The 24,115-nt window shown below is 46.8% G+C and carries 28 protein-coding genes and 1 pseudogene; 15 read left to right on the top strand and 14 right to left on the bottom strand.

Features of this window, described 5'->3' with window-relative positions; translation table 11 throughout:
- Window positions 1–170: 170 nt before the first annotated feature.
- Window positions 171–506, bottom strand: coding sequence for a ribbon-helix-helix domain-containing protein (locus QUB10_RS18345; RefSeq protein ID WP_039886507.1), 336 nt, complete (start codon window positions 504–506; stop codon window positions 171–173).
- Window positions 507–599: 93 nt separating this feature from the next.
- On the opposite strand from QUB10_RS18345, the gene QUB10_RS18340 reads away from it, so the two are divergent.
- From QUB10_RS18340 to QUB10_RS18325, 4 genes are all read left to right on the top strand, one after another.
- On the top strand, window positions 600–854 hold the full coding sequence (locus QUB10_RS18340) for a hypothetical protein (RefSeq protein WP_333204323.1): 255 nt from the start codon (window positions 600–602) through the stop codon (window positions 852–854).
- Window positions 855–885: 31 nt separating this feature from the next.
- Window positions 886–1,047, top strand: coding sequence for a hypothetical protein (locus tag QUB10_RS18335; protein ID WP_333204321.1), 162 nt, complete (start codon window positions 886–888; stop codon window positions 1,045–1,047).
- A 45-nt stretch (window positions 1,048–1,092) separates the two neighbouring features.
- On the top strand, window positions 1,093–1,608 hold the full coding sequence (locus tag QUB10_RS18330; RefSeq protein ID WP_333204319.1) for an HNH endonuclease: 516 nt from the start codon (window positions 1,093–1,095) through the stop codon (window positions 1,606–1,608).
- A 160-nt stretch (window positions 1,609–1,768) separates the two neighbouring features.
- Window positions 1,769–2,167: an alr0857 family protein gene (locus QUB10_RS18325; RefSeq protein ID WP_333158553.1), complete on the top strand. Its 399-nt coding sequence runs from the start codon at window positions 1,769–1,771 to the stop codon at window positions 2,165–2,167.
- A 154-nt stretch (window positions 2,168–2,321) separates the two neighbouring features.
- On the opposite strand, the gene QUB10_RS18320 is transcribed toward QUB10_RS18325, so the two are convergent.
- The 3 genes from QUB10_RS18320 to QUB10_RS18310 all read right to left on the bottom strand — a co-directional run bounded on the left by QUB10_RS18320 (window position 2,322) and on the right by QUB10_RS18310 (window position 5,793).
- Window positions 2,322–4,481, bottom strand: a complete 2,160-nt coding sequence (locus QUB10_RS18320; RefSeq protein WP_333204317.1) for a ShlB/FhaC/HecB family hemolysin secretion/activation protein — start codon at window positions 4,479–4,481, stop codon at window positions 2,322–2,324.
- Between the two features lie 24 nt (window positions 4,482–4,505).
- Complete coding sequence (locus tag QUB10_RS18315; protein ID WP_333204314.1) at window positions 4,506–4,715, bottom strand: hypothetical protein; 210 nt, start codon at window positions 4,713–4,715, stop codon at window positions 4,506–4,508.
- A gap of 211 nt (window positions 4,716–4,926) precedes the next feature.
- Window positions 4,927–5,793, bottom strand: a complete 867-nt coding sequence (locus QUB10_RS18310) for a DUF928 domain-containing protein (protein WP_333204312.1) — start codon at window positions 5,791–5,793, stop codon at window positions 4,927–4,929.
- Window positions 5,794–6,216: 423 nt separating this feature from the next.
- Between QUB10_RS18310 and QUB10_RS18305 the strand changes: the two genes are divergently transcribed.
- Window positions 6,217–7,908 carry a transglutaminase domain-containing protein gene (locus QUB10_RS18305; protein WP_333204335.1) on the top strand — a complete coding sequence of 564 codons (1,692 nt, stop codon included), beginning with the start codon at window positions 6,217–6,219 and terminating at the stop codon, window positions 7,906–7,908.
- A 108-nt stretch (window positions 7,909–8,016) separates the two neighbouring features.
- The gene (locus QUB10_RS18300) at window positions 8,017–8,157 is read left to right on the top strand and encodes a hypothetical protein (RefSeq protein ID WP_333083407.1); all 141 of its coding nucleotides are present in this window, start codon (window positions 8,017–8,019) and stop codon (window positions 8,155–8,157) included.
- A 351-nt stretch (window positions 8,158–8,508) separates the two neighbouring features.
- Here QUB10_RS18300 and QUB10_RS18295 read toward each other — a convergent pair whose 3' ends face one another.
- Together QUB10_RS18295 and QUB10_RS18290 are read right to left on the bottom strand one after the other, a co-directional pair.
- On the bottom strand, window positions 8,509–9,495 hold the full coding sequence (locus QUB10_RS18295) for an aldo/keto reductase (RefSeq protein WP_333204310.1): 987 nt from the start codon (window positions 9,493–9,495) through the stop codon (window positions 8,509–8,511).
- A gap of 272 nt (window positions 9,496–9,767) precedes the next feature.
- Window positions 9,768–10,679, bottom strand: a complete 912-nt coding sequence (locus QUB10_RS18290; protein ID WP_333204308.1) for an alpha/beta fold hydrolase — start codon at window positions 10,677–10,679, stop codon at window positions 9,768–9,770.
- A 187-nt stretch (window positions 10,680–10,866) separates the two neighbouring features.
- Here QUB10_RS18290 and QUB10_RS18285 point away from each other — a divergent pair, with 187 nt between their 5' ends.
- Window positions 10,867–11,094, top strand: a complete 228-nt coding sequence (locus QUB10_RS18285) for a hypothetical protein (RefSeq protein WP_333204306.1) — start codon at window positions 10,867–10,869, stop codon at window positions 11,092–11,094.
- 282 nt (window positions 11,095–11,376) lie between these two features.
- Window positions 11,377–11,865, top strand: coding sequence for an anti-sigma regulatory factor (locus tag QUB10_RS18280; RefSeq protein WP_333204304.1), 489 nt, complete (start codon window positions 11,377–11,379; stop codon window positions 11,863–11,865).
- Between the two features lie 265 nt (window positions 11,866–12,130).
- On the opposite strand, the gene QUB10_RS18275 is transcribed toward QUB10_RS18280, so the two are convergent.
- Window positions 12,131–12,406: a DUF6439 family protein gene (locus QUB10_RS18275; RefSeq protein ID WP_333103061.1), complete on the bottom strand. Its 276-nt coding sequence runs from the start codon at window positions 12,404–12,406 to the stop codon at window positions 12,131–12,133.
- Window positions 12,407–12,659: 253 nt separating this feature from the next.
- Here QUB10_RS18275 and QUB10_RS18270 point away from each other — a divergent pair, with 253 nt between their 5' ends.
- From QUB10_RS18270 to QUB10_RS18260, 3 genes are all read left to right on the top strand, one after another.
- The gene (locus QUB10_RS18270) at window positions 12,660–13,025 is read left to right on the top strand and encodes a DUF2203 domain-containing protein (RefSeq protein ID WP_333204302.1); all 366 of its coding nucleotides are present in this window, start codon (window positions 12,660–12,662) and stop codon (window positions 13,023–13,025) included.
- Window positions 13,026–13,139: 114 nt separating this feature from the next.
- Window positions 13,140–14,531 carry an asparagine--tRNA ligase gene (gene asnS, locus QUB10_RS18265; protein ID WP_333204300.1) on the top strand — a complete coding sequence of 464 codons (1,392 nt, stop codon included), beginning with the start codon at window positions 13,140–13,142 and terminating at the stop codon, window positions 14,529–14,531.
- 217 nt (window positions 14,532–14,748) lie between these two features.
- Window positions 14,749–15,495, top strand: coding sequence for a Uma2 family endonuclease (locus QUB10_RS18260; RefSeq protein ID WP_333204298.1), 747 nt, complete (start codon window positions 14,749–14,751; stop codon window positions 15,493–15,495).
- Window positions 15,496–15,731: 236 nt separating this feature from the next.
- Here QUB10_RS18260 and QUB10_RS18255 read toward each other — a convergent pair whose 3' ends face one another.
- The 4 genes from QUB10_RS18255 to QUB10_RS18240 all read right to left on the bottom strand — a co-directional run bounded on the left by QUB10_RS18255 (window position 15,732) and on the right by QUB10_RS18240 (window position 19,797).
- Complete coding sequence (locus tag QUB10_RS18255; protein ID WP_333204296.1) at window positions 15,732–16,247, bottom strand: hypothetical protein; 516 nt, start codon at window positions 16,245–16,247, stop codon at window positions 15,732–15,734.
- Window positions 16,248–16,540: 293 nt separating this feature from the next.
- Entirely contained in the window at window positions 16,541–18,022 is a 1,482-nt protein-coding gene (locus tag QUB10_RS18250) for a pitrilysin family protein (RefSeq protein WP_333204294.1), read from the bottom strand.
- Window positions 18,023–18,035: 13 nt separating this feature from the next.
- Window positions 18,036–18,224: a hypothetical protein gene (locus tag QUB10_RS18245; protein ID WP_333204292.1), complete on the bottom strand. Its 189-nt coding sequence runs from the start codon at window positions 18,222–18,224 to the stop codon at window positions 18,036–18,038.
- Entirely contained in the window at window positions 18,202–19,797 is a 1,596-nt protein-coding gene (locus tag QUB10_RS18240; protein WP_333204290.1) for a pitrilysin family protein, read from the bottom strand. The genes QUB10_RS18245 and QUB10_RS18240 overlap by 23 nt, the downstream gene beginning before the upstream one ends.
- A 312-nt stretch (window positions 19,798–20,109) precedes the next feature.
- Between QUB10_RS18240 and QUB10_RS18235 the strand changes: the two genes are divergently transcribed.
- On the top strand, window positions 20,110–20,727 hold the full coding sequence (locus QUB10_RS18235; protein WP_333204288.1) for a helix-turn-helix domain-containing protein: 618 nt from the start codon (window positions 20,110–20,112) through the stop codon (window positions 20,725–20,727).
- A gap of 219 nt (window positions 20,728–20,946) precedes the next feature.
- On the opposite strand, the gene QUB10_RS18230 is transcribed toward QUB10_RS18235, so the two are convergent.
- The gene (locus QUB10_RS18230; protein WP_333204286.1) at window positions 20,947–21,309 is read right to left on the bottom strand and encodes a hypothetical protein; all 363 of its coding nucleotides are present in this window, start codon (window positions 21,307–21,309) and stop codon (window positions 20,947–20,949) included.
- 75 nt (window positions 21,310–21,384) lie between these two features.
- Between QUB10_RS18230 and QUB10_RS18225 the strand changes: the two are divergent.
- Window positions 21,385–21,612, top strand: a pseudogene (locus QUB10_RS18225) (TetR/AcrR family transcriptional regulator); the annotation flags it as partial.
- 72 nt (window positions 21,613–21,684) lie between these two features.
- Here the strand turns inward: QUB10_RS18225 and QUB10_RS18220 are convergent.
- Window positions 21,685–22,047, bottom strand: coding sequence for a hypothetical protein (locus QUB10_RS18220; protein WP_333204285.1), 363 nt, complete (start codon window positions 22,045–22,047; stop codon window positions 21,685–21,687).
- Window positions 22,048–22,167: 120 nt separating this feature from the next.
- Here QUB10_RS18220 and QUB10_RS18215 point away from each other — a divergent pair, with 120 nt between their 5' ends.
- On the top strand, window positions 22,168–23,076 hold the full coding sequence (locus tag QUB10_RS18215) for a cobalamin biosynthesis protein (RefSeq protein WP_333204283.1): 909 nt from the start codon (window positions 22,168–22,170) through the stop codon (window positions 23,074–23,076).
- A 4-nt stretch (window positions 23,077–23,080) separates the two neighbouring features.
- Here the strand turns inward: QUB10_RS18215 and QUB10_RS18210 are convergent, their stop codons facing one another.
- Window positions 23,081–23,449, bottom strand: a complete 369-nt coding sequence (locus QUB10_RS18210) for a phage holin family protein (RefSeq protein WP_333204282.1) — start codon at window positions 23,447–23,449, stop codon at window positions 23,081–23,083.
- Between the two features lie 109 nt (window positions 23,450–23,558).
- On the opposite strand from QUB10_RS18210, the gene QUB10_RS18205 reads away from it, so the two are divergent.
- Complete coding sequence (locus tag QUB10_RS18205; protein WP_333204280.1) at window positions 23,559–24,056, top strand: pentapeptide repeat-containing protein; 498 nt, start codon at window positions 23,559–23,561, stop codon at window positions 24,054–24,056.
- The last annotated feature ends 59 nt before the right edge of the window (window positions 24,057–24,115 follow it).

The following is a 24,115-nucleotide window of genomic DNA, read 5'->3' as shown; positions in this document are numbered from 1 at the left end:
AGTTCCCAAAAACAATGCAACTCTAGGCAAGCTCCCAACCCTTATCTTATAAGCCCTTCCCAATTCTAAAATCTAAAATCTAAAATCTAAAATCTAAAATAGTATGATCTTCAGCGCCTGGGGCCTTCACCCCAGGCCGATCGCTCTCACAAATTTAAGGGTAAACTGGTTTATCCAGCCATACTCCCTATACTCAGCGGCACCATTTCGCCGTGCATCGTCAGGCCTAATAACATCGGGCCGCCCGGTCGGATCAACTCTCCTGTAAGCGCGCAGCGTTCCTCCTGCTGTGCTGTGGCATTAATGCTAGCTCGAATATCCGATCGAGAAAACATCTGCCGATACTCTCCAGACTTCTGCTGCACGTAATTCCAGAGCAAATCTCGAATCAAAGCTTGATAGCCTTGATTGCCTGCGAGCTCTTTAAGTCTCTCCTTGAGCTCTCTTTCGAGTCGAATGCTGGTGACTTCCATTTCGGTGGTTGAGGTTCTAGGTAGGGTATGCATAATTTTTTCTCCGTGACGGGTGGACATATGTGTAATATCAGTGTAGTATGTTTAAAGCTAGATTTAAAGGTCTCTTACCACTTTCTGCCGACTTTGAAATTTCTCCCCACCTACTCCACCTATCAACTGAAGTGCGATCGCCCCACGGGTCGCTCCGAGTCGTTACAGCACGTCTTTAGGACGGGTTTTGCGACTGTTGCAGCGACTTCGTGGGCGGGCTTGGGCCTAATTAAACCCGGTTATAGTGGATTAGGACAAATTGCAGAAATTAATTACAACGAGGTAGACCAGCACGGTCTGCAAGTGGCACAGCCATATCGAGAGACGCGAAGCGGGAGGTACAGCTAAACGACTGTACCCAGACAGGATGAAAATTTGCATGAAAGCAGTTTTTCTAGCCCCCGCTTCTCTCGTAAGAGAAGCGGGGGCATTTGATTGGATATTTGAGAAATTCGATCCGAAGCGGGGAACTGGGAAAAAACCAGATGTAGCCAATGTAGGCGTTGCACCGAAAATCCCAAATCCCAAATCTAAAATCTAAAATCTAAAATCTAAAATCTAAAATCCAAATGAGGAGGAGCAAGCCGTGACCGTAGTAACTGATGTATTGAGGCAATCTGTGGTGGTATTTTCTCAGAATTACCTACCGATGAGCCGTGTCAACATCAAACGGGCGATCGTACTGTTGGTAACAGGCAAGGCTGAACCTCTTGATTTTAGCATTGGCAACGGCTGGCTGGTACGATCGCCCAGCACCAGCATCCACGTACCCGAACAAATCCGCTTGACTTTTGGTAACAGGGAACGCCTGTGGAAAGTGCCCCCGGTCAATCGCCGGGAAGTTCTGCGCCGCGATGCTCATTCTTGCCAATACTGCGGTAGCAATCGGCATTTGACGCTGGATCACGTGATGCCTCGATCGAAGGGCGGCCCGCATACTTGGGACAATGTGGTGACGGCTTGCGAACGGTGCAACTCTCGTAAGGGCGATCGAACTCCCACAGAAGCTGGAATGTCTCTGCGAACTAAGCCGAAGGCCCCCATACACCCCACTGTTGCTTTTGCCGAACTGTTTTGGCACGAATATCAAATTGGGGAATAGGGAATGGGAAGAATTTTAGACTTTAGATTTTAGATTTTAGATTTTAAATTGATGCGTAATGCTCCTCTAAAATCTCCCCTAACTCTCAATTCCCAATTCCCGATTACCAATTTTCAATTATCAATTTTCAACTTTCAATTCCAAATTTAGGGCTGTCAATATGCTGAAGTTGACTTATACTGAAACGGGCTTTAACCTAGAGCGTTTGGCTCAATCTCCCGAACAGTTAGTGGCGCTGCGAGTGGTGCTGGCTATGCGAGTTGGTCAAAGCATCAGCGTCGAACCGAGCACTGCGGCATTTTTGCTGCCCGCGAATTTGCCGGCGCTGTCTCTGTTGGAATCTGAGGCGCGCCGAAACGACAATGATGCGATCGAGCTTTGTGTTGCTGATGCTGACTTTGTAGAAGTGACTCTGCGCGGTACGTGGATTTCTGGCCAGTCTGAGGGGGCTGATGGGGTGTTTGCGACTGTGTTGGGCGATCGGGCAGAGCTCTTGCTGCTCAAACTCTGGCTCGAAACTCAGGCTGCTGCGGAGGTTGTCGGGGAAGTCGGCGATTAATATCCGATGTGGAAGGAAGAGGAAAGAGGGAAGAGGGAAGAGGGAAGAAGGAAGAAGGAAATATTTTCTTCATTTCCCACTCCCCCACTCTTCCCATCTCCCCTCTGCCATAACAGACAATTTATATGGGTAGCAGAGCAGCAAATCGCTCATTTTAGGGCGTATAAATTATGTTGAAGTAAATTCCTTTATCTTGCAGATTGTCGCCTTTATCGCTAATTCTAACCAAAGGAAAAGCGTAATCTACTCGCAGGTTCACCCGCTGTATCGGTTCCCAGATTACCCCTAAACCTAAACCTGCTAAAAATGTCTGATTGGTTAATTTATTAGGATTGTTCGCAACGTTCCATACCGTACCCGCATCCAAAAAGGGAGCCAATTGAAGTTTAGGATTTCCCGAAGCATCGCGCTGCAAAGTAATCCGATCTTCGATGGAAACTCTGAAGCCGTTATCGCCAGAACGGACGTTTTGGCGGTAGCCACGCAAAGATTGCCCGCCACCAATTACAAATTGCTGGGAAGGCAACAAACTATTAGCTGACAACTGCAAGTCGGCCTGCAAAATTAATAAATGTTTGTCATTCAATCGCTGTACTCGCTGCACTTGACCCAGCCAGCTAAAAAATTGTCCGTCGGGATCAGAACCTTCGTATTGAGTAGCATCAAACAAGCTAGTGCCGATCGTAAATTGCGATCGCACGGCCCAAGCACCCTGCGGGTCGCGCCGAATGTAGTCCTGTCCCAACTTAATTGCGCTCGTAGTGCTGACACCCTTGGACTCCTCGCGGATGCCAAAAGAAACCGGTTCGCCAGCGAGAAAAGTTCTGCCTGTCTGATAAGTAAAACCGGCAGATAAGGCAAATTCTTCGATCGGCGTTCTCCGCAGTGGCTGGCGGTAACTAACTTCAAATAAATGCGATTTTCCCGAAATATCAAAACTGTCAAAAGGTTCTTGTACGATACTGTTGCGATTCGGCGCTGCCCTCAATTGCAAAGTGCCGTTCATCGCATTTAGCGGGACGCGATAGCTAAAATCAAACACGTCTGAATCGCCGAGCGATCGGTAATAAGCCCCTGCCAGTTCGTCGCCATTTCCTGTTATATTGCGGTGCCGCAAACTAACTCCCAATCTTTCGGAACCGACACTGGGAGGCGAGTAATTGTCAACGCTGAAACTAGGTTGAAACGGATTAGCTTCCGAGACTCGGACGATCAGAATGCTCTCGCCTTCATTATCCCCTGCCCGCAGACTAGCTTCTACATTGTCAAATAAAGGATCGACTCGCAGCAGCCGGAGTTGGTCTTCTAAGGAAGCTGTGCTTAAAGGCATTCCGGCACCGAGTCGAATCCGGCTGCGGATGTAACTCGGATGCAATCTTTTAGTTCCTTCTACCTCAATTCGGGCCAGCTTGCCTTCGATCACTTGAATTTGGACTACCCCTGCGGTGATAGTTTGGGGCGGCAAGACTGCTCTCGAAGTGATGTAGCCACGATTGAGGTAAATTTCGGTAATTTTGTCGGCGATTTGTTTGAGCTGTTCTAAGGTGGCAGAACGGCCCTCTAACGGGTTGACTAAGGCATTAATTTCGTCTTGGCTTAAAATTGTGCTGCCAACTACTTGAATTTTCTGCACCTCAATTGCTGTATTCGGCAGCGTTGGGGGAACTGGCGACGGCGGCCCCGGCGCTACTGTTGGCGGTACTGGGGGAGGTTCTGGGGAAGGCTGCGGGGCCGGTTGCAGAAATCGATCGCGATTTGGATCGGGCTGAGTCGGCGGCGACGGTAACAGCGGATTTGGTACTCGATCGCGGTTTAAGTCGGGCGGGATGTTTCCCGGTGGCGTCTGCGGGTTCTGGGCTAAAAAATTACAATCTAGCGGGTTCTGACATTGGGGATCTTTGTCAACCAGATTTTTTGCTACGGGCAAGATGCCCGTACCACAATCAATCAAACTGCTTGTGGAACAGGCATCTTGCCTGTTCTCGGTGGGGTTCGATGGTGTTTCTGGTTCAGGGTTGGTCTCGATCGTATCGGGAAGCTGATTTAAGTTTGTTGCTGTTTCATCCTGCTTGATTTCCAGTTTTTGCAGTGCTAATACTTGATTGCCCGTATCTGCTGAGTTGTCAGCGGCGACGGGCAACTGAGAAATATCCTTTGTTTGGGATATAGCTTTATTGGCATAAAAGCAAGCCATCGGCAGCGCAGTTAGAAGTGAAATCCCCAACCGAAATAGTGCAATATTTGCATTCGGGCGCATAATTAATAATTTCTCTAAAATAAGTTTGTCGCCTGCTTGACTATGCCAGTTTATCATTTAGTATTAGGCGAAATTTGACCATCAAAATTTCCACCGCCCGCCTTTCAATCTGCCAGAAGTCCGAACTGCCGATCGGTACAAAAATTTTAATTTATTTAGGACGATCGACCAAACAACCCGCAACAACCAAAAATCATCTGTGGCGCTGCCAAATACCGCGATCGAAACCGAGTTTTTCGTACTTGCTGCACCCCTGATACTATTTGAGATTTGAGATTTGAGATTTGGCAATGACTCGCCCAAAAACGGATACCGTGCCCCCAACGCTCATCAGTGTATATCCTAAAATTTTAGACTCCTGTTCCTGCTCCCAGATTCAATGCAGCAAGTAAATCTAAAATCTAAAATCTAAAATCTAAAATCTAAAATCGACTGACTTATGGCTATCAGGGTTTGGGGCACGGGCCTACCGTTACATTCTTTGCGTGAAGCTGGTGTCGAATTATTTTCTTGTGATAGGTGTTAATTCACTTGCGACTAAGGGTTCTTGGGCTATTTTGCCGAGTTCGACTGAGTTCAACACTGCTGACCATTGGATCGCTAAACTGGAATCGCTGGGAGACTGGAGACGCAATTGAGCTAGAGTTGCTAGGTACTCGTACCAGAGATTTTGTTGGGCGAAGATGCTGAGCTTGGTGAGGTCGGACGATCGATCCAACTCTGTTTTCACGGTTGGGGCGAGTGCGGTGCGGTTGATCCACCCGGAAACGAGAACATCATCTGTTGTATTTTTTGGGTTGCATTTGATAGTAAAGTACCATTGATAGTTTTTGCCAACTTCCAAGGCTGGCGAGTTCTCGTCGGAGCCGAGGCTGACGCTAACTACACCTGCACGGCTAGTTACCATGCGAAAACTTTTTTTGTATAGTGTTTTGTCCCTTTCGTCTGCTAACTCAAACTGAACTGTTTTGTCGAGAGCTACGGGAAGGTAGTAGAAAAATGTCGGTTTTGCTGATATGGTTTGCCCCATAGTTGATTGGGGAATCAAGGCAGTTAAGGCAGTTGTGGCCGTGGGGCATTCTAAGCCGCGGGTTCCTCCCCCTTCCCGCCTTCCGGGTACTCCGTCCTGGGGCGGTTGAAAGCTATTCCACCCGGCTCCCAATTGCTGGCTGTTCGGTCTACTTCCGCTTGGTTCAGGGGGTTGAACTGTTTGCCAGTTGAGGGGTAGCTGCGGTTGTGAGGCGCGCTGGACAATGTTTGCGGGGCTGTTGAGAGCCTCTGCTGGTATTAAAAAACTACCGGCGGCAACTGCCTCTAAAGACAGAATTAAGGAAAGAGCACCGATATTTAGAGCAGACTTCAAAGCCATGACGAACCTGCCTTTTGATGAACCTAGGAACTTTATCGCACGGTTTTATTCTATCCAAGGTTTTGACGGATATAGTAATCTGTTGTACTTAATTTATATCTTCAGGCAGATACGATTATTTGGGTCGCTCTGATCAACATAGAATTCTGTGTCGCGTTTGTCAGTGGTAGCTTAGTAGTTATACTTACTTCCATTCACTGCTGCAGGTTGGGTTGAGCTTGTTAAACCCAACTTTGACCCAGGCTAATATTCGGGGTGTTTTAACTCAGACAAGAGGCTAAAACGAATTATTTTCGTAAAAACACCAGGTTGATGCGTCAGTCCTGGATATCAGGAAACTCGGCAATTTTGCTGGTGAACCTCAAGCGATCGGCTACAAGTTACAAATCAGGTTTTCTGTACAATAGCGGCAAGAAATTTAGCATGAATCTCGATTCACCTGTTCTCTCGGACAAACAGCCTTCGGGGCTGCGGATGGTCAGACCCATCGGAGTCTTGGCGCTGCACGGCATTGCTTTTTTAGGAAATAGGTTGTTCGCTGTCGATCGCGCCGAAGGGCTGCTATTGGAGATCGATCGAGAAACTGACAACACTACAGTTTTGAATCCTTATCAAACGGCTAAGTTTGCCGGCGCAACCGGGCTGGCTATTTCGGACGATACTCTCTGGTTTGCGCGGGATGAGGATATTTGTTGCTGTCGGGGCGCAGTTCGGGAGGGGGCGATAACTGAACTCAAACCGGAACATTTTGTTTCACTTTCTTATCCTGCTGACGGGATTGCTGTTTGGAAATCTACGCTTTATGTGACTTGCCAGAGATTAAACTCGATTCTGGTTTTTGACCTGAAAACTGGTCGGGAAATTACTCGGTTTTACGCTCCCGGTATTGGGGTAGAAAATATCACTGTCCGGGATGAGGAAATTTGGGTGTGCGACAAAACTGAGCAAACTGTTTACTGTTTGGAACGGGGAACTGGGGAGATTAAATTTAGCGTTTTGACTCCCTTTGAGTCGCCTTCGGGTTTGGCTTTTCACAAGGATTCCGAAACGGGGGAGGAGGTTCTGTACGTGGCTTATGCCGGGGATGAACTTTACATCCGGGATGACCCGAATTCGGAAGATCCTTTTCAGTTGACGAAGCGCGATCGCACTTTTATTCAGCCTTTATCTTTTCACTACAATGAAGCTGACCGCTACGCTCTGTCAAACGGTTTTTTGATGGAAATGTCTTATGTGGAGGAACTGTCTCCCCTCGATGAGGTAGAAATCGAAAATTTGGAGTGGCGGATTGCTTTGCCTTCGCAAACTCACCGGCAAAAGGTCAGGAAAATTACGCCGATTGGAATGCCTTTTACTGAGGAAATTCAGGAAGGAGAACGGGTGGCGGTGTTTAAGTTCGATCTGCTGCACCCTGGGGAACGCCGAATTTTTGGCTGGAAGGCTTTGTTAGAAGTTCGATCGATTAAGTATCAGTTGTCACCTAGAGATGTCGAAAAGATTCCTAAGCTGTCGCCGGAGTTTGCAGCTAAGTATTTGGTTGATAATGACAATTTGGCGATGGATACGGAGATTGTGCGATCGGCTGCTGTGGCTGCCATTGGCTCGGAAACTAATATTCTGAGGCAGTTACTGAGCATTCGCAATTTTGTTTACGACCAACTTTCTTACGGGATTAGGCCTCATATTGACACTCCCGATATTGTATTACGCAGGGGCATCGGTTCTTGCGGCGAATACGTGGGACTGTTGTTAGCTTTAGCGAGGTTAAACGGGATTGCTTGCCGCACGATCGGCCGCTACAAGTGTCCGGCTTTTGCTGACAGAAAAGGGGTGTCGCTGGAGCCGGATTTCAATCACGTTTGGCTGGAGTTTTACATTCCTGGTTTTGGCTGGGTGCCGATGGAATCTAATCCTGATGATATTCAAGATAGAGGCCCTTATCCTTTGCGATTTTTTATGGGTTTGGCTTGGTATCACGTAGAAATTGGCAAGGGAATTCGGTTTCAAAGTCTCACGAGCGGCGGTCTTCCTTTAAACAAGGAGGATGTTTCCGTGGGGAGTCTGGCAATTAATCATGTGAGGTTTACAATTTTGTCAGATTTGCCAGCAGTTTGAAGGGAGTGTTAACAGTTAACAGTTAGCAGTCAACATTTAACTGTTAATTGTTAACATTTTTCATCTAAAATCGAAAGTAGAAAATGTAAAATCAGAGGAAGATGGGTTGTGGAATTTTCGATTGCTAATTTTCTCGTTTTAGTGGCCTTTGTACTACTGCTGACGGTGACTGGCGGGGTCGCTTATTTGACTTCTGTTGAGTGGCGCGATCGCAGGCGGTTAGATAAGGCTAAACGGAAAAAAAAGTAGCTCTTTGCTGTTGACAAAGTGCATTTTTTATGATAATAAACAAGGCGAGCGTGTTGGCTCGCCTTGTTTTGTGATTTGAGGTATTTTCACCGCAGATGATATCAAGTTTGGTAACATAAACGTTGTAGGTTCGTAGTGAGGACTTGAGTTTTCATACAAAACTATGATTCCTATCGTTTCCGGTTGGATCGGAAGGATTTAACCACAGAGAACGCAGAGAACACAGAGGGAGATAAGAGAGATGAATAATTCCGATGAAGCGTGGATTTGAGATCGCGGGCGGGACGCCCGCGCCACAATAAACACACCACAATAAAGACAGATGAAAAAGGGAATTTTGGAGTTGGTATTTTAAGTCCACTGTCGGAAAAATGTATTTTCTTCCCAAGCGGTGGCGGTGCGTTTTTCAAGTGCTGCCATTTCTGTTGTGTTCAGGGGTTTGAATGCTTGGGCGACTTTGAAGTTTTCTTCTAATTGCTTTACTGAGTCGGCGGCGATAACGCAGCAGTGCACGCCGGGAAGTGAAAGCGTGTAGCCCATTGCTTGGTGCATTCCATCTAAAACACCGTTCTGAAATAATTTGCCGTAAGCTGGTATTTTCATGGCTATGACGCCGATGTTTTTGGCTTTGGCTACTGGTAAAGCGCTGGTAACAAAGGAGCGCGGATGATGTTTTTCGGCGGCGTTGAGGCAGATTAATGTTGTGTCAAAAGGATAGCGCTGCAAGCCTGCGGCAATGATGGCTGGTTCGTGGTGTCCGGTGATGCCGGAAAAACGAATTATTTTTTGCTGTTTGGCTTCTTCGATCGCCTTTATTGCTCCTTTGGTACTGAAAATTTGGTCTAATTCTGTTTGGAATGAGACGTGGTGGAGTTGCCACAAGTCTAGTCGATCGGTTTTCAATCTTTTGAGCGATTGCTCTAAGTCTCTCCACGCGCCGTCTCTGTCTCTGGCGGAGGTTTTTGTGGCTAGGAATAGGCGCGATCGATATTTGGGCAAAACTTTGCCTAAGTTTTCTTCGCTGGGCCCGTACTCGGCCGCCGTGTCAAAATAGCGAATGCCTAGTTCGATCGCGCGTTCAATTTGTACCGCCGCTTCTGCTTCTCTTCCCGGCTGCGACAGCGGTGTTTGTCCGGCCCCCCCCAAGCCGAAAATCGGCACTTTCACGCCGGTGTTGCCTAACAGTCGTTCTGGCATTTTTACTGTGGCGGCCGCCTTGTTATTGGGTGCGGCTGCGATTTCCCGATCCTGCTGTTCGATCGCCTTAGCACCTGCAATGCCGCTGGCAACAGCTATACTGCTCAATATAAAATTGCGGCGAGTCTTTTTGGTGGTCATGGTTTCGGTCTCCTCAGAATGTTTGAGTTGATATTAACCAGAAATTTAAATGAAGTCATCAGTCATTAGTCATTAGTCATTAGTCATTAGTCATTAGTCATTAGTCATTAGTCATTAGTCATTAGTCATTAGTCATTGGTTATTGGTTATTTGTCCTATGTTTCTTGTTAGTTATTCGTTCTAATAACCAATAACCAGTAACCCATGCCCCATGCCCTATGCCCCATGCCCTATGCCCTATGCCCCATGCCCTATGCCCCATGCCCTATGCCCTATGCCCCATGCCCTATGCCCTTGTCAATTATCCATGCGCGAATCAGTTCGTTTATCTGTTCTGGTACTTCGTCGTGGGGACAGTGACCAGCTTTGATAAAGTGTTCTGTTAACTGCGGATAGTGTTTGCGAAATTTAGCGCTTCTTTCTGTGGAATTCATCCACGGATCGCCTTCTCCCCACAGCATTAGCAACGGGCAGGTTAATTGACTAAGTAATACGTCAATTTTTTCGCCTTGGGGTGTTCGGAATACGGAAGCGAATACTTTGGGGGCACCGGGATCGCAGGAGGGAAGGTATATTTCTTCTACTAATTGGTCTGTAACCGCGCTTTGGTCGAGATATACTTTTTCTAGGGTTTTCCGAATTGTCGATCGCTGGCGCACGTACTGGAACAGCAGAAAACTTGCCCAATCTTGCTGAAATAAGGTTTTAGCTACTGCAGATATGGCTTTTTGCAAGGGCGGGGCTTCGGGTGCGGGCTGCGGTTCGCTGAAGGGGCCGGCGCTGTTGATTAATATGAGTCCGGCTGCTGATTCGGGGCGTTGGGCTGCTACACACAAGGCGGCGTAGCCTCCGAGGGAGTTCCCGGCTAGTACGGCGGGCCGGCCGATGATGTTGGTGATAAAGTCGTGGAGTTGGTCGCGCCAGAGGTCGCCGCTGTACTGCAATTCGGGTTTTGCCGATCGCCCAAATCCCAAAAGGTCGATCGCCCACACTTCAAAGTCTTTGCTCAGCCCGCTGATATTTTTGCGCCAGTGGTCTGTGGATGCTCCAAAACCGTGAATCAACAGCAGGGGAGGGCGTTCTGGATGCCGATCGCTGGATCGAACGTAGTATACTGAATGCCCCCGCCACTGCCAGTAAGTGCCGGCTATGGGGGTGGAGGTCATGGCTGGGGTTGTTTGCATAATGTAAAGAAATAATTATTTACTTTAACTATTGTATCGCGGCGCTCAGATTTATAAAGTTTGGCAAATGTGCCGGAGTTTCGCCAGCAAAGGATAGGTCAATTTGGGCGAGTTGGGTTCTCGCGCTCGCCCGCACTCAGGCTTAATAAGTTTTGTAACGAATATTGATTTTGTGAGGGGCGCAGCAATGGGAGATATTTGGCCCGATCGCATTTGGGAAAATAAATCGGGTTTTGGCTGCAACACACCTAGGTATGATGATTATGCTGTGTGGCGACAAGAGAGAGCTCTGGGGCGATCTGTGCAAAGCTTGGCGGCGAGGGTCGAACCTGATTGGCGAGCGTTAAGGGATCGACTTTTTTATAGTTATTTCCGAGCTTTTCAAGGTGGGGATCGTTTGTTTGGTAGCTGTTAACGGCTTGGGGGATGCAGCTAGCCGTTTGGTTGCTAGTTGGCAAAAGCTGAGATCGAAAATTTCGTGGTTGGGAGAAGTTATAAGTAAAATTACTGATGGTTCTCTGCAGAAGTTTCTCAGAATCCCTGAATATTTTGTGACGTTGTTTGCTGTTCTTAATTGCTTTGATACTCTAAGATAGAAGTAGAGCTGCGCCGCTCAATTAATTAGCATTTTGAATACTAGGGAGCCAACTATGCAGGGTGTGAAGTTTATCCACCTGAAAGTTAGGGAGTTTTCTGAGTGATTGCTATTTCACCTCGTCCCGTCGGACGCAATTGGATTACGATTAGCTTCGCTTCTACTCTATACCTTTGTCCTATTTTGGATCTGCTCCTAGCAGAGGTGCCAGATTTCTGGCAAGCGGAATTGCGGTTGGGGCTTCAAGAAGCTTTGGTAAATGCTGCTAAGCATGGAAACAAATTAGACCCCTGTAAAACTGTTGGAGTCCGTTTTTCGATCGTCCAAAACCAATATTGGTGGGTGATATCGGATGAAGGTTCTGGCTTTAAGGCCCCTTGCAGTTGCAACCTTTATACCGATGATTGCGACAGTCTCCTAGCAGAGGACGTTGCAGATAACTCTGGACTACCTCATGTGGAACAGGAATGTGGTAGGGGGTTGTTTATTCTTTACCAAATATTCGATCGGGTAGAGTGGAATTCTGAAGGTACAGAGTTACGGCTGTGCAAAGAACTGGCCAGTCCCTACCGACTGCCTCGCTTGCGCTAGCACCGCTATGAAAGCAGCAGTTTTCACCTCAGCTAGACCTGGAAAATTTTTCGTTTTCGGGCTCCAGCTTGCAGTGAGAATTTGAACGCTATGGCTATTGATAGCTGATCATAATGCAAAATGTGAGTTTTGAGTTAAAAAAGTATAAATCTTTTGAACTCACAATCGCGCTGCTCGATCTAGCGGCGCGATTGTCTAAATTTTGAGCGACTAATCAAGTCAAAACTCCCAACCGCCCAGCGTTACGAAAAACGAAGCAATCTAATTATTTGCCGTGGGTGGGGCAGGGAGGAGCAGATATCGATCGATCCAGCCATCCTGCTGCTTGGTTTAAGCGCGGCAGAGCTTCTTCGGGCTGTTTTTTGAGCAAAAAGACCAAAGCGGCTGCAGCTTGCTCGCAGGCCCGCGCGGAACGGTTGGCTTTGAGGCGGTGCCAATCTTTTTCGCCGATGGCGAGGCGCGCGGCTAGAGCTTGGGCTAGTTCTACCGTGCTCAGCTCGTTGAGGTTGACAGTTTGGGTTGTTTGTGTAGTTTCAAGCATAATTGGCAATTATACGGATTGGCGGCCGTTTCTGAATTTAACAAATAATATACTGGACATAATAACAACTATAGCGGTTCGATCGCGTTGTGAGGTATGGGGGCGAGTCCTATGCCCTATGCCCTATGCCCTATGCCCTATTCCCTATTCCCTATTCCCTATGCCCTATGCCCGCGAGAGCACCTCATGTTACTGAGAAAGGCTATAAATAGCGAATTGGTTTTTTTAAATTATTGTCAGGTTTGCATATCAAATGCCTCAACAGCCGTCAGAGTTAAATCCCGAAGAGCAAGAAAGTGAGTTTGTTCAAGCGCTCGCAGCAGTTGAGCGCTCGCTCGCAGCAGTCAAAGAACGGTACACTCAAATTCAGGTCGATCGACAGCGCCAAGTCGAACTCGGCCATCGCCGCGAAGAAATCCGCCAGTCGGGGCGCAAAAATCCATTGCCGCAACTCAAAAAAGAATTGCGGGAAATTGAGCAAGAATTGGAAACGATCGAGTTAAATTTAGAAAGCAGCCTGTTTTCTTGGGGAAGCATAAAACAACCTTTTTGGCAAGCAGTTCGCTTTGGTGGGCTTGGCATTTTGATCGGTTGGATTTTGAAATCCTATGCAGGTTGAACAATGTGAGGATTTTTGATTTTTTTTATTAACCGCAGAGGGCGCAGAGGGCGCAGAGGAAGAGAAAAGAGAGAAATATGGTGCAAAATATTTATTAAATAAACAGGAGTAAATATGACAAATCAACGAATTGCAGCAATTTTGCGGGCTGGTGAACCCGACGAAACTGTAACTGTTCAAGGCTGGGTTCGCACTAAGCGCGAATTGAAAGAATTTGCCTTTGTGGAAGTCAACGATGGTTCGGCGATGGCTAACTTGCAAGTAGTCATAAATTCCGATTTGCCAGATTTTGAAAATGTACTGAAACAACTGAATACAGGTGCATCTCTAGAAGTGTCGGGTGTGCTGGTAGCATCTCCGGCGAAGGGACAGCGAATTGAGTTGAAAGCTTCACAAGTACAAGTTTATGGCGATGCAGACCCGCAAACTTATCCCCTGCAAAAAAAGCGCCATTCCTTTGAATTTTTGCGGACAATCGCGCATTTGCGGCCGCGCACAAACACCCACGGTGCTGTCTTTCGAGTCCGCAATGCTTGTTCGGCGGCGGTACACCAATTTTTTCAAGAACGCGGTTTTTTGTGGGTTCATACTCCGATTATTGCTGCTAGCGACTGCGAAGGTGCGGGGGAAATGTTCGCCGTTACCAACTTTGATTTAAAGAATGTGCCACGCACTGATTCGCAAGAGGTTGATTATGCTAAAGACTTTTTTGGAAAGCGCGCTTATTTAACAGTTAGCGGCCAGTTGGAAGCGGAAGTTATGGCGATGGCTTTCGGCAACGTTTACACTTTTGGCCCGACTTTCCGAGCGGAAAATTCTAATACTTCGCGACATTTAGCTGAGTTTTGGATGATTGAACCGGAGATGGCTTTCTGCGATTTGCAGGGAGATATGGATTTGGCTGAGGCGTTTTTAAAGTATATTTTTAAATACGTTTTGGAGCATTGCCCGGAAGATATGGAGTTTTTCAATGAGCGCATTGACAAAACGGTTTTGGCTACTGCTGAAAATATCATTAACAATCAGTTCGAGCGGATTACTTATACGGAGGCGATCGCACTTTTGGAAAAAGCAGACAAAAAGTTTGATTTTCCGGTAAGTTGGGGCTTGGATTTGCAGTCGGAACACGAGCGTTATTTGGCTGAGAACTTGTTTAAAAAGCCGACGATTGTCAGCGATTATCCCGTCGGGATTAAAGCATTTTATATGCGTTTAAACGATGACGAGAAAACCGTGCGAGCAATGGATGTTTTGGCTCCTAATATTGGGGAAATAATCGGCGGTTCGCAGCGGGAAGAAAGGCTGGATGTGTTGGAGCGGCGCATGGAAGCCCAGGGTATGAATAAGGAGGAATTGTGGTGGTATTTGGATTTGCGCCGCTACGGTACTGTGCCTCACGCTGGCTTTGGTTTGGGGTTTGAACGGTTGGTGCAGTTTATGACGGGAATGGGGAATATTCGGGATGTGATTCCGTTTCCGAGAGCGCCTTTGAGTATTGATTTTTAGTTGAGGTTCGTAGTGAGGACTAAAGTCCGCATTCATGAAGGACTAAAGTCCCCACTACAAACATCTTAACTGGTTCCTTTCGCTCCAGCCTGGGAAACTATATCCAGAGGCTCTGCCTCGCTTGGTAAAATGGAGGCAGAGCCTCCCGATCGGCGTTACCAGGCTGGAGCCGGGTAACGAGTAATCTAAAATATAAAATCTCAAATGGTATGAGCTAATGGTACTTCAAATCCCATCGAGTTCCAAAGCACCAACTGTCACCTGGGAAGCCTTACCAGCCGACTTTGTATTACCGGACGATCCCGTGGAAAATATTCAACAACCACCCCTTGCTGCCGCCCTCACCGATGCTCTGGGAGCCGCTGGACTTATTGAGCCGATCGCCCTAATCGGTTCCAATTTTGGACTGGTAGCGACAGTAAATAAGCAGACTGTAGTCAAAGCACCGGATTGGTTTTACGCGCCGCAAGTGCATCGAGTCGCAGAGGGCAGCATTCGCCGCAGTTACACGCCCAATCTGGAGGGTGCGCCGGTATCCGTGGTGATGGAGTTTTTGTCTAACGAAGATTACGGCGAACTGTCCGTGCGATCGACTCCTCCCTATGGCAAGCTCTACTTCTACGAACAGATTTTGCAAGTGCCCACCTATGTTACCTACGATCCCTACGAGCCCAAGCTGGAAGTGCGGTATCTGCAAAATGGTGGTTATGCAGCCCAGACCGCTGATGCTGAGGGACGGGTGCGGATTCCAGAGTTAGATTTGTGGCTGGGGATTTGGTCGGGGGAACGACTGGGCCAAACTATGAATTGGCTGCGCTGGTGGGATGAGGCTGGAAATTTGCTGCTGTGGAGCTCGGAACAGGCCCAACAGGAACGCCAGCGGGCAGAACAGGAACGCCAGCGGGCGGAGGTATTGGCGGCAAAGTTGCGGGAGTTGGGTGTCGATCCCGATCGGCTGGCTTGAAATGTCGCGATTTTCGTTAGTTAGCCCTAGGGTGCGTCGGCATCGAATAATTTAAAAATAAAGAGCAACAATCTCACAGCGAGGCACTACACAATAGTCAGGTGCGTCGCCATCGCAAATCCCCAAATTCGATCAAAATTCTCACTTATCCCCTCATTCGCAGTGTGACACTGAACGGGAGCGGAATGTGTGTTTTAGGTAAGCAACGGCATTACTGCATATGTCTGAGGAATTTCTTAACGCAGCCGCTCCCATTTGCTTTTCCAATGTTCATTAAAATGCTGGAGGCTATAAACCTCAGAAGGCAAACTACGACACAGCGAGAAATAACAACGTTCTGTTAGTAGTTCTTCCCATTGCCTAATCAAACTTAAAGTAGAGCCAGGTTCTTCCTCCCATTTCTTGTAAGGTTGTCCGTCCCATCCTTTAGCCTCAAGAAAATCTTGCCATTCACATTGCTCAAAGTTAAGTTGGTGGTCTTCAATCACAGACCGAATAGCTCCATAGCCACGGGGCCCTTCACCGTTATAACCAAAGCTCGTACCCCAAACATTTATAACCGCAGTAAAATTGCCAATAAAATTAGGATTTTTGAAAAATGCAATGAAGGTGCTTTGACTTTCTTCATATTTCCTGTACAAATGCAAAACCAGAATCAAATTATCGGGGGAATCTTTAATAAGCTTGATAATCGTACCAATTCCTTGCGTGGTCTTTGCTAAGGAAGGGATTACGACATTAATGGCACTCATACTTGCTCCTTGTTGCAAAAAATATTTTTATATTTTAACTGATCCACAAAAATAGCACAAGCAATTATAATAATGTAGCGAGCGGCGGAAAACATGGATTAGAAAAAACTGCCTTAGTTTGTAGCCGTAGGGTGCGTCGCCATCGAAAATTTACAAACAAGACCGACAATCTCGCAGCGACGCACCACACAATAGTTAGGTGCGTCGCTCAAAAACTTACAAATTCCAGCGAAGTTTCGGCAGCGACGCACCCTACAAAATACTTTCGCTCTGCCTGGTAACGAGTAAATAAATTAAGTCGCCGAGGGAATTGTGATATCAACAGATTGCACTTTTACCGAAGTTCCCAAACTCGATAACGGCGGTTGAATTGCCGCCGTATTTCCCACTACTAATGTTACCAGATTCTCCGGTTTCAAATAAGTCTTGGCTACGCGCTGCACGTCGGCAATTGTTGCTGCTTCGATGCTGCGGCGGTAGCGAAAAATGAAATCTTCGGGATAACCGTAGTATTCGTAGCGCATTAATCGCGACAAAGTTTGACTGGGATTTTCAAATTTGAAGATGAAAGAATTCAGGGTGGAATCTTTAGCAAAAGCTAATTCTTCCGGGGTAATTGGTTCGGTGCGGATACGATCGATCTCTGCCCAAATTGCCTGGATAAACGGTACTGTGGCGTCCGATCGCGTTTGGCCTCCAGCGAAAAACACCCCCGGATAGTCAAACCTCGGACTCCAAGCCGCGTATACTGAATAAGCTAAGCCTTGGCGAGATCGCACATTATTAAACAAACGACCACCGAAACCGTTGAGAACCCCATTCATTACGTCCAAAGCACCGTAATCTGGACTGCTGAGCATTCCGCCCAAATGTCCCATTTGCACGTAACTTTGACTTAATTGCGGCTGATTTACCAAAAATATGCCACCGCCATTTGCTGGTGATACCGTTGGTAGCGGAGGCACTTCTGCACTTTGACTCGGTTGCCAGTTGCCAAATTTTTGCTCGACGAGCGATCGCATTTTAGCTGTATCAAAGTCGCCAGAAATACCCAAAATCATATTCTTGGGATGGAAATATTTCTGGTAGAAACTCACCAAATCGTCGCGGGAAATATTGGCGAGGGTTTTGTATTCTACCGTGCGCGCGTAAGGACTGCGAGATCCATAAATTAATTTTTGAAACTCGCGGCCGGTAATACCGTCAGGATCGTCATTGCGGCGGGCGATCGCACCTTGAGTTTGGTTCTTCGCTAAATCCAACTTTTCCTTAGCAAATATTGGTTCCCGAATCACTTCTGCAAATAAGTCAAACACGGGTTCCAAATCTTCAGCTAAAGCACTAAAATTAGCGCTGCCCGAACTAACATCAATCCCCGTTTCTACCGAAGCTGCTCGCTGTTCTAGCAACTGATTTAATTCATCAGCCGTATGCCGGCTCGTGCCGCCAGTTCGCATCACTTCTCCCGTCAAACCTCCCAGTCCAATTTTATCGGCAGGTTCAAAGCGCTCGCCCGTGCGAAATAGCGCCGTTCCCCCGACTAACGGGAGTTCCCGGTCTTCCATAAGATACACCCGGATGCCATTTTTCAGCTCGAAGCGAGTATATTTAGGCAGTTTAATTTCTGGCACCGCCGGGAATGTTAATTCGTCGTAGTGTTTCGGTGCCGCCGCAAAGGAAGGTAACAAATTAAACGTGCCCAGTGAAACAGTAAAAAAGCAAAGCGATAGCAGAAATAACTTTACTTTTTTCAGTCTCAATTTAGTCCTTTTCATTCTTTCTCCTAAGTTATACATTCTGACAAATGTTGACTGTTCGCTGTTGACTGTTCGCTGTTGGCTGTTCGCGGGAAAGCTCACCACTGACAACAGATAACTGACAACAGATAACTGACAATTGCCAACTGACAACTGCCAACTGCCAACTGACAACTGCCAACTGCCAACTGACTTCCTTAAAGCGGCAAAAGCTTACCAATCGTGCGATTTTCCGGGCGGAAAGTTGCCTGAGCGACACGCTGAATGTCAGCGGGAGTAACAGCCGCGATCGCCTCCAATTCCTTGAACAAATTTCGCCACGAACCGGTGTTTACTTGATAGTCCACCAGCGCAAATGCCATGCCCATATTAGAATTGAGCGATCGCAACAAATCGGCTCTCGCCTGAGTTTTCACCCGCTCCAATTCCAAAGCAGAAACCGGCTCTGTTTTCAGGCGCTCGATTTCCTTGTTCAAAGCGGAGGCTACTTCATCAACCGTGCGGCCTGGAGCAGTTTGAGCGTAAAATAACATCAAATTCGGATACTTTTCCCCAGGATAACCACTGAAACCTTGAGCAGCCAGCGCCAATTGCTGTTGTTCTACCAAAGATTTATAGAGCCGAGAAGTGCGGCCATCGCTGAGCAAAGAACCAATCATTTCATAAACCGCATTGTCGGGATGATTCATCGCCGGTTTGTGGTATCCTTCCAAATACCAAGGTTGAGTTTTTAATTTCAGCGTGACTTCCTGAGTTTGCGTTTGGGGAGGTTCGACAATTTGCAATTCTGGAGGCGCTGGTGAAGCCTTGTAACGGCCGAAATAAATTTGAGCGAGTCGCTTCACCTCCGCAGCTTTCACGTCTCCTACCACTGCCACAGTCAGCTTGCTGGGGACATAGTGAGTATCGAAAAACTTCTGCACGTCGCTGCGGGTGAGGTTTTTAATGTCTTCAGTGTAGCCAATTACGGGGCGACGGTAGGGATGAACAGAGAAAGCTTTGTTGGCAAAAGCTTCAACCATTTGTCCGATCGGAGAATTCTCGGTTCGCAGCCTGCGCTCTTCTAAAATTACCTGTTTTTCTTTGTAAAATTCCCGAAATACTGGTTCTAGAAATCGCTCGGATTCCAGCGACATCCACATTTCTAACTTGTTAGCTGGAAGGCTGTAAAAATACATTGTGGCGTCGGTGGAAGTAGCGGCATTTAGTCCGACTCCGCCTGCTTGTTCCACTATTTTGCCGAGTTCATTGCGCTTGACAAATTGTGAAGCTTCGGCTTCAACTTTGTCAAATTCTGCTTTTAATTGGGCGACTTCTTCAGTTTTGCCGCTGGCTTTGGCTGCTTGCATTTGCTCGAAGAGTTGGTCTTGTTTTTCTAGCAGCGGCTTTTCGGCTTGGTAGTCGGTAGTGCCGATTTTTGGCGTGCCTTTGAAGGCTAAATGTTCCAGATAGTGAGCGACACCTGTTTGGCCGTCGGGTTCGTTTGCGCCGCCGACATCGGCGTGAATCAGAAACGATGCTACGGGCGCTCTGGGCCTTTCGAGTACGATGAATTTCATGCCGTTGTCGAGCTTAAATTCGCTGACTTGGCTGATTACTCGATCGAGCGATGGTTGAACAGAGACTGTTTGGGAGCCGCTAGCGGGGTTGGGGCGGGCGAGGGCGATTTCGGGAGAAATGCCCCACCACAGTAGTACAGCGGCCAGCAGGGAGGCTATGAATCGAGTTTGGCGATCGGGCGATTCCCTACGGGATAGCTTCGCTTCACGGGGTTTTTGGAACTGCGGGGTCATTCGATTTTAGATTTTAGATTTTAGATTTTGGAGTGTCAAACAAAAAAATGTTTGTGCTCGGTGGCCAGAGATTCTTTTCTCAGGATAAAGATTTTTGGAGGCATAAGCGATCTGTTGCGCCGCAGATGTTAGGCTGATACAGCAAATCTCAAAAAGGGTCATTCGATTTTAGATTTTAGATTTTGGATTTTGGATTGTCAAACAAAAAAATGTTTGCCCTCAATGCCAGAGATTCTTTTTAAAACTTAACATCAATTAGTCCCTCAGTCCAGCTCCCGTAGTTCCAAGTAGCCAATTACCCATTGCAAAGCCATGCGAATTTTTAATCAGTCTCCTCCTTCTGAAACAGAAACCAAGAAGCGGATTTTACAAGCCGCTCAGCGGTTGTTTGCCCGCAGCGGATACGACGGCACCACAACTCGCGATTTAGCAGCGGCAGCGGGGGTGGCCGAGGGTACGCTATTTCGGCATTTTGATAATAAAAAAGCGATTTTGATTGAGGTGGCGACGGAAGGATGGGTGGAGTTGCTGACGGATTTGCTGACTGAATTAAGCGAGATGGGCAGTTACAAAGCAGTGGCTCAGGTGATGCGGCGGCGGATGCTGAATATCCGCGAGAATAGCGACATGATGCGGGTGTGTTTTTTGGAGGCGCAATTTCACCCGGATTTGCGCGACAGAATTCAGTTGGAAGTCATCGGAAAAATGAGCGATGTGGCTGAGGCTTTTTTTGAAACGGCGATGGAAAAAGGAGTTTATCGGAAGATGAATCCGAAGATTGTTGCTCAGGTATTTTTGGGAATGTTTGCAGTCGCGGGTTTCAGTCAAAATACGATTATGGAGCCGAATGCTTCGCCGCAGGAAATGCAGGAAATGGCTGAAGGACTCGCCGATATTTTTCTCAATGGGGTTTTGCTGAAAGAGGAATAATTAGTCATTATTTATTAGTTATTGGTTATTTATTGGTTATTGGTTATAACCGACATCTTGCAGCAATATCAATAAGAGGATTTTTCGTGGGGTCGGGCGGGTTTATAGAACCTATTTGCAAGCTTTAAGGCTGTTGGCGAACCCGCCCCTACGGCTAATTGAGAATGGTGCAATATCTCAGTTATAACCAATAACCCGTCACCCATACCCAATCCCCAATTACTCTATAAATTCGTACATTTGCTGTACCCAATTCTCCCGGTTTTTCTGCCATTCATCCGTCACTACTTCCCAAGTTGTATTGCTTTCAAGTTCCAGCAATAGACTTGATACTTCTTCCAGCGTCGATGCTATATGACATTCTTCTACCCAACTTTCACGGATCATTTTCCAGAGACTTTGTACCGCTTCTCGCTGATAATTTGATTCTAATTCAAGTAGCAATTTGGCTAGGTGTTTTTCGTCAATTGCTGCTGACACCTCGCTCATCCAACACTCGCGACGTTCTTTCCATTCTTCCCTCACTGCGTCCCAGTTTAGGTGGGCTTGAAACTCTAACAGTAATTGGCTTAGTTCTACCATATTAAATTTTGTCTTGTTTGCAGTTTGTGCTATTTTTGTACAAATTTTATTGATTGAGAGTGTTGGTTTTTTATAATGAGCAATTTGGCTGAGGCTTTTTGGGAAACGGCGATGGAAAAACAAGTTTATTCAAAGATGAATCCGAAGATTGTCGCTCAGGTATTTTTGGGAATGTTTGCAGTCGCGGGATTCAGTCAAAATACGAGTATGGAGCCGAATGCTTTTCGGCAGCAAATGCAGGAAATGGCTGAAGGACTCGCTGATATTTTTCTGAATGGGTTTGGCAGAAAGATGAATAATTAGTCATTACTCATTAGTCATTGGGAAATTTTAGAGCCTGAAAACGCAATATTTACAGGCTCTGACTCGTCGAAACTACTCGTTAAAATTGTGCATTTGCTGTACCCAAGTCTCGCGATTCTGCTGCCATTCATCAGCCATAGCTTCCGAATTTATATTGGTTTCAAGTTCCAGCAATAAACTTGATACTTCTTGAACAATCGATGCTGCCAGACATTCTTCTACCCAACGGTCTCGACGCTCTTGCCACTGAATATCAACCGATTCTCCCTGCAAGTTTGATTCCCATTCAACTAGCAATTCTGCTAGATATGTCAGGTTAACTGATGCTGCCACACCGCTAACCCAACTTGACCGGCGCTCTTTCCATTCTTTTTTCACTCCTTCCGATTTGAGGTTGCTTTCAAGCTCTAACACTAACTGATTTAGTTCTACCATCTTAAATGTTGGGTTTTTTGTAGTTTGTGCTACAATTTTACCAAAATTTTCACTAAACAGAGTGTTAAGTTTTTTTTAAGATTGCGGTCGCAGTGAAACTACAGAATAGATAACTGAATAATGAGCGATGAATTTACTTTAGATATGCTAGAGATTCCCAGCGGTTGGAGGCGGGGCGAAGGTGACTGGACAGGAGTGGCGGAGGCTCTTGCTAGAGGGGAAACTGTCGAAGTAATTCAAGAAGTTGGTTCTACTTTGTGGCAAAACAGTCTGCCAGAAAAACATTCTTTGTATTGGGATGGGGAAAATCTATCAACTATCAAAGCCCGAATTTGGATTAGTTTCACCCAGAGAAGATTTTCGCCGGAATCTTCTTTGCCAAAAGTTCAGTGGCATCCGAGAGTGTTGTGGATAGGGATAGGTTGTGAACGCGGAACAGGGCGAGAATTAATCGAAACTGCGATTCAAAATGTATGCCGCGGTTATCATTTAGCGGAAAGTGCGATCGCAGGTATTGCTACAATCGACACTAAAGCAGGTGAAGTCGGCTTGCTGGAACTTTGTCAAGCGCGAAATTGGCCGTTAAAAACCTTTGCTGCTGACATTTTAAGTTCCGTAGAAGTCCCCAATCCTTCAAATATTGTAGTCAAACAAGTCGGGACGCCTAGTGTAGCAGAAGCTGCGGCACTTTGTGCGATCGAACTGATATCTTGTACCATTCTCAAGAACAGGCAAGATGCCTGTTCCACAAAGAGTGAATCTGCTTGTGGGGTGGGCATCTTGCCTGCCCGTACAATTCTCAACAACAGGCAAGATGCCTGTTCCACAATTCTCAACAACAGGCAAGATGCCTGTTCCACAAAGACGGAATCTGCTTGTGGGGTGGGCATCTTGCCCGCCCAGCAAAGGCTTTTAGTCCCTAAACAAATATTTCGCAGCAAAAATCCCCCCCTTTCACAAGGAGGGGTTAGGGCGGGTTCTGCGGTAACAGTAGCGGTTGCAGTTTGCCCGATCGAATATCTGGGATAATGTACTACTGAGACAAAGTATTGGCATTCACAAATCGACCAATCAACCCAGAAACGAATGACAACACAATGGAACCCAACAAAGCCGGCCAAAAACCGTTAACCGCAAAGCCGATATTGAACGCACCCGCCAACCACGAAGCCAGGGAAAGCGAAATTGCATTCACAACGAATAAAAACAAACCTAAAGTAATAATGGTCAAAGGCAGCGTCAGCAATGTAAGAATCGGTCTGACAATCGCGTTCACCAATCCGATAACAACAGCAGCCAGCATCGCCGCCGGAAAGCTAACCACCGCAATACCTGGTACAATGTTAGCGGTAATGATCAGCGAAACCGCTGCTACTATCCAAGTTAAGAAAAAACTTAGCATATCTTTTTTTCCATCTCCATCACTATTAATTAAGATTGTAACTGTTTAGTCGATCGACCAAAGTTCGGGATACACTACGAAATACCCACCTTGCGAGAATATCCGACTTATGAAACTCCGGCAACTAGCAGCATTCCTCTTGGCGCTAACTATCTTCATCCTGCCACAGCCAGCCCAGGCTCAATCTAAATATTACGCTCCGCCGTTGTCCTTTAGCAACGCCGAACTGACAAGACGCGATTTTTCCGGTCAAATGCTGCGGGCCGCTGAGTTTTCTAACGCTAATATGGACTTGACTAATTTTTCTAATGCCGATTTGCGGGGAGCAATTATGAGCGCTTCGGTGATGACTCAGGCGAATTTGCACGGAGCCGATTTAACTAATGCCATGATAGATCAAGTTAAATTTACTAAGGCCGATTTAAGCGATGCAATTTTAGCAGAAACAATTTTGCTGCGGTCTACTTTTGAGGGAGCTGATATCACCGGCGCTGACTTTACCGACGCAATTATGGACGGATCACAAGTTAAAGAATTGTGCACAAAGGCAAGTGGGATTAATTCTCAAACTGGGATTTCTACTCGCGATTCTTTAGGCTGCCGCTGATATCATCTCCGGTCAATTACTGATGATTGTTTGTTGGGTGGGGGCGGGTTTTTGAGATT

Source organism: Microcoleus sp. B5-D4 (genome assembly GCF_036705145.1).
Classification (GTDB): domain Bacteria; phylum Cyanobacteriota; class Cyanobacteriia; order Cyanobacteriales; family Microcoleaceae; genus Microcoleus.
Note: the sequence above shows the minus strand (reverse complement) of the source record. Positions and strands in the feature narration are given on the sequence as shown.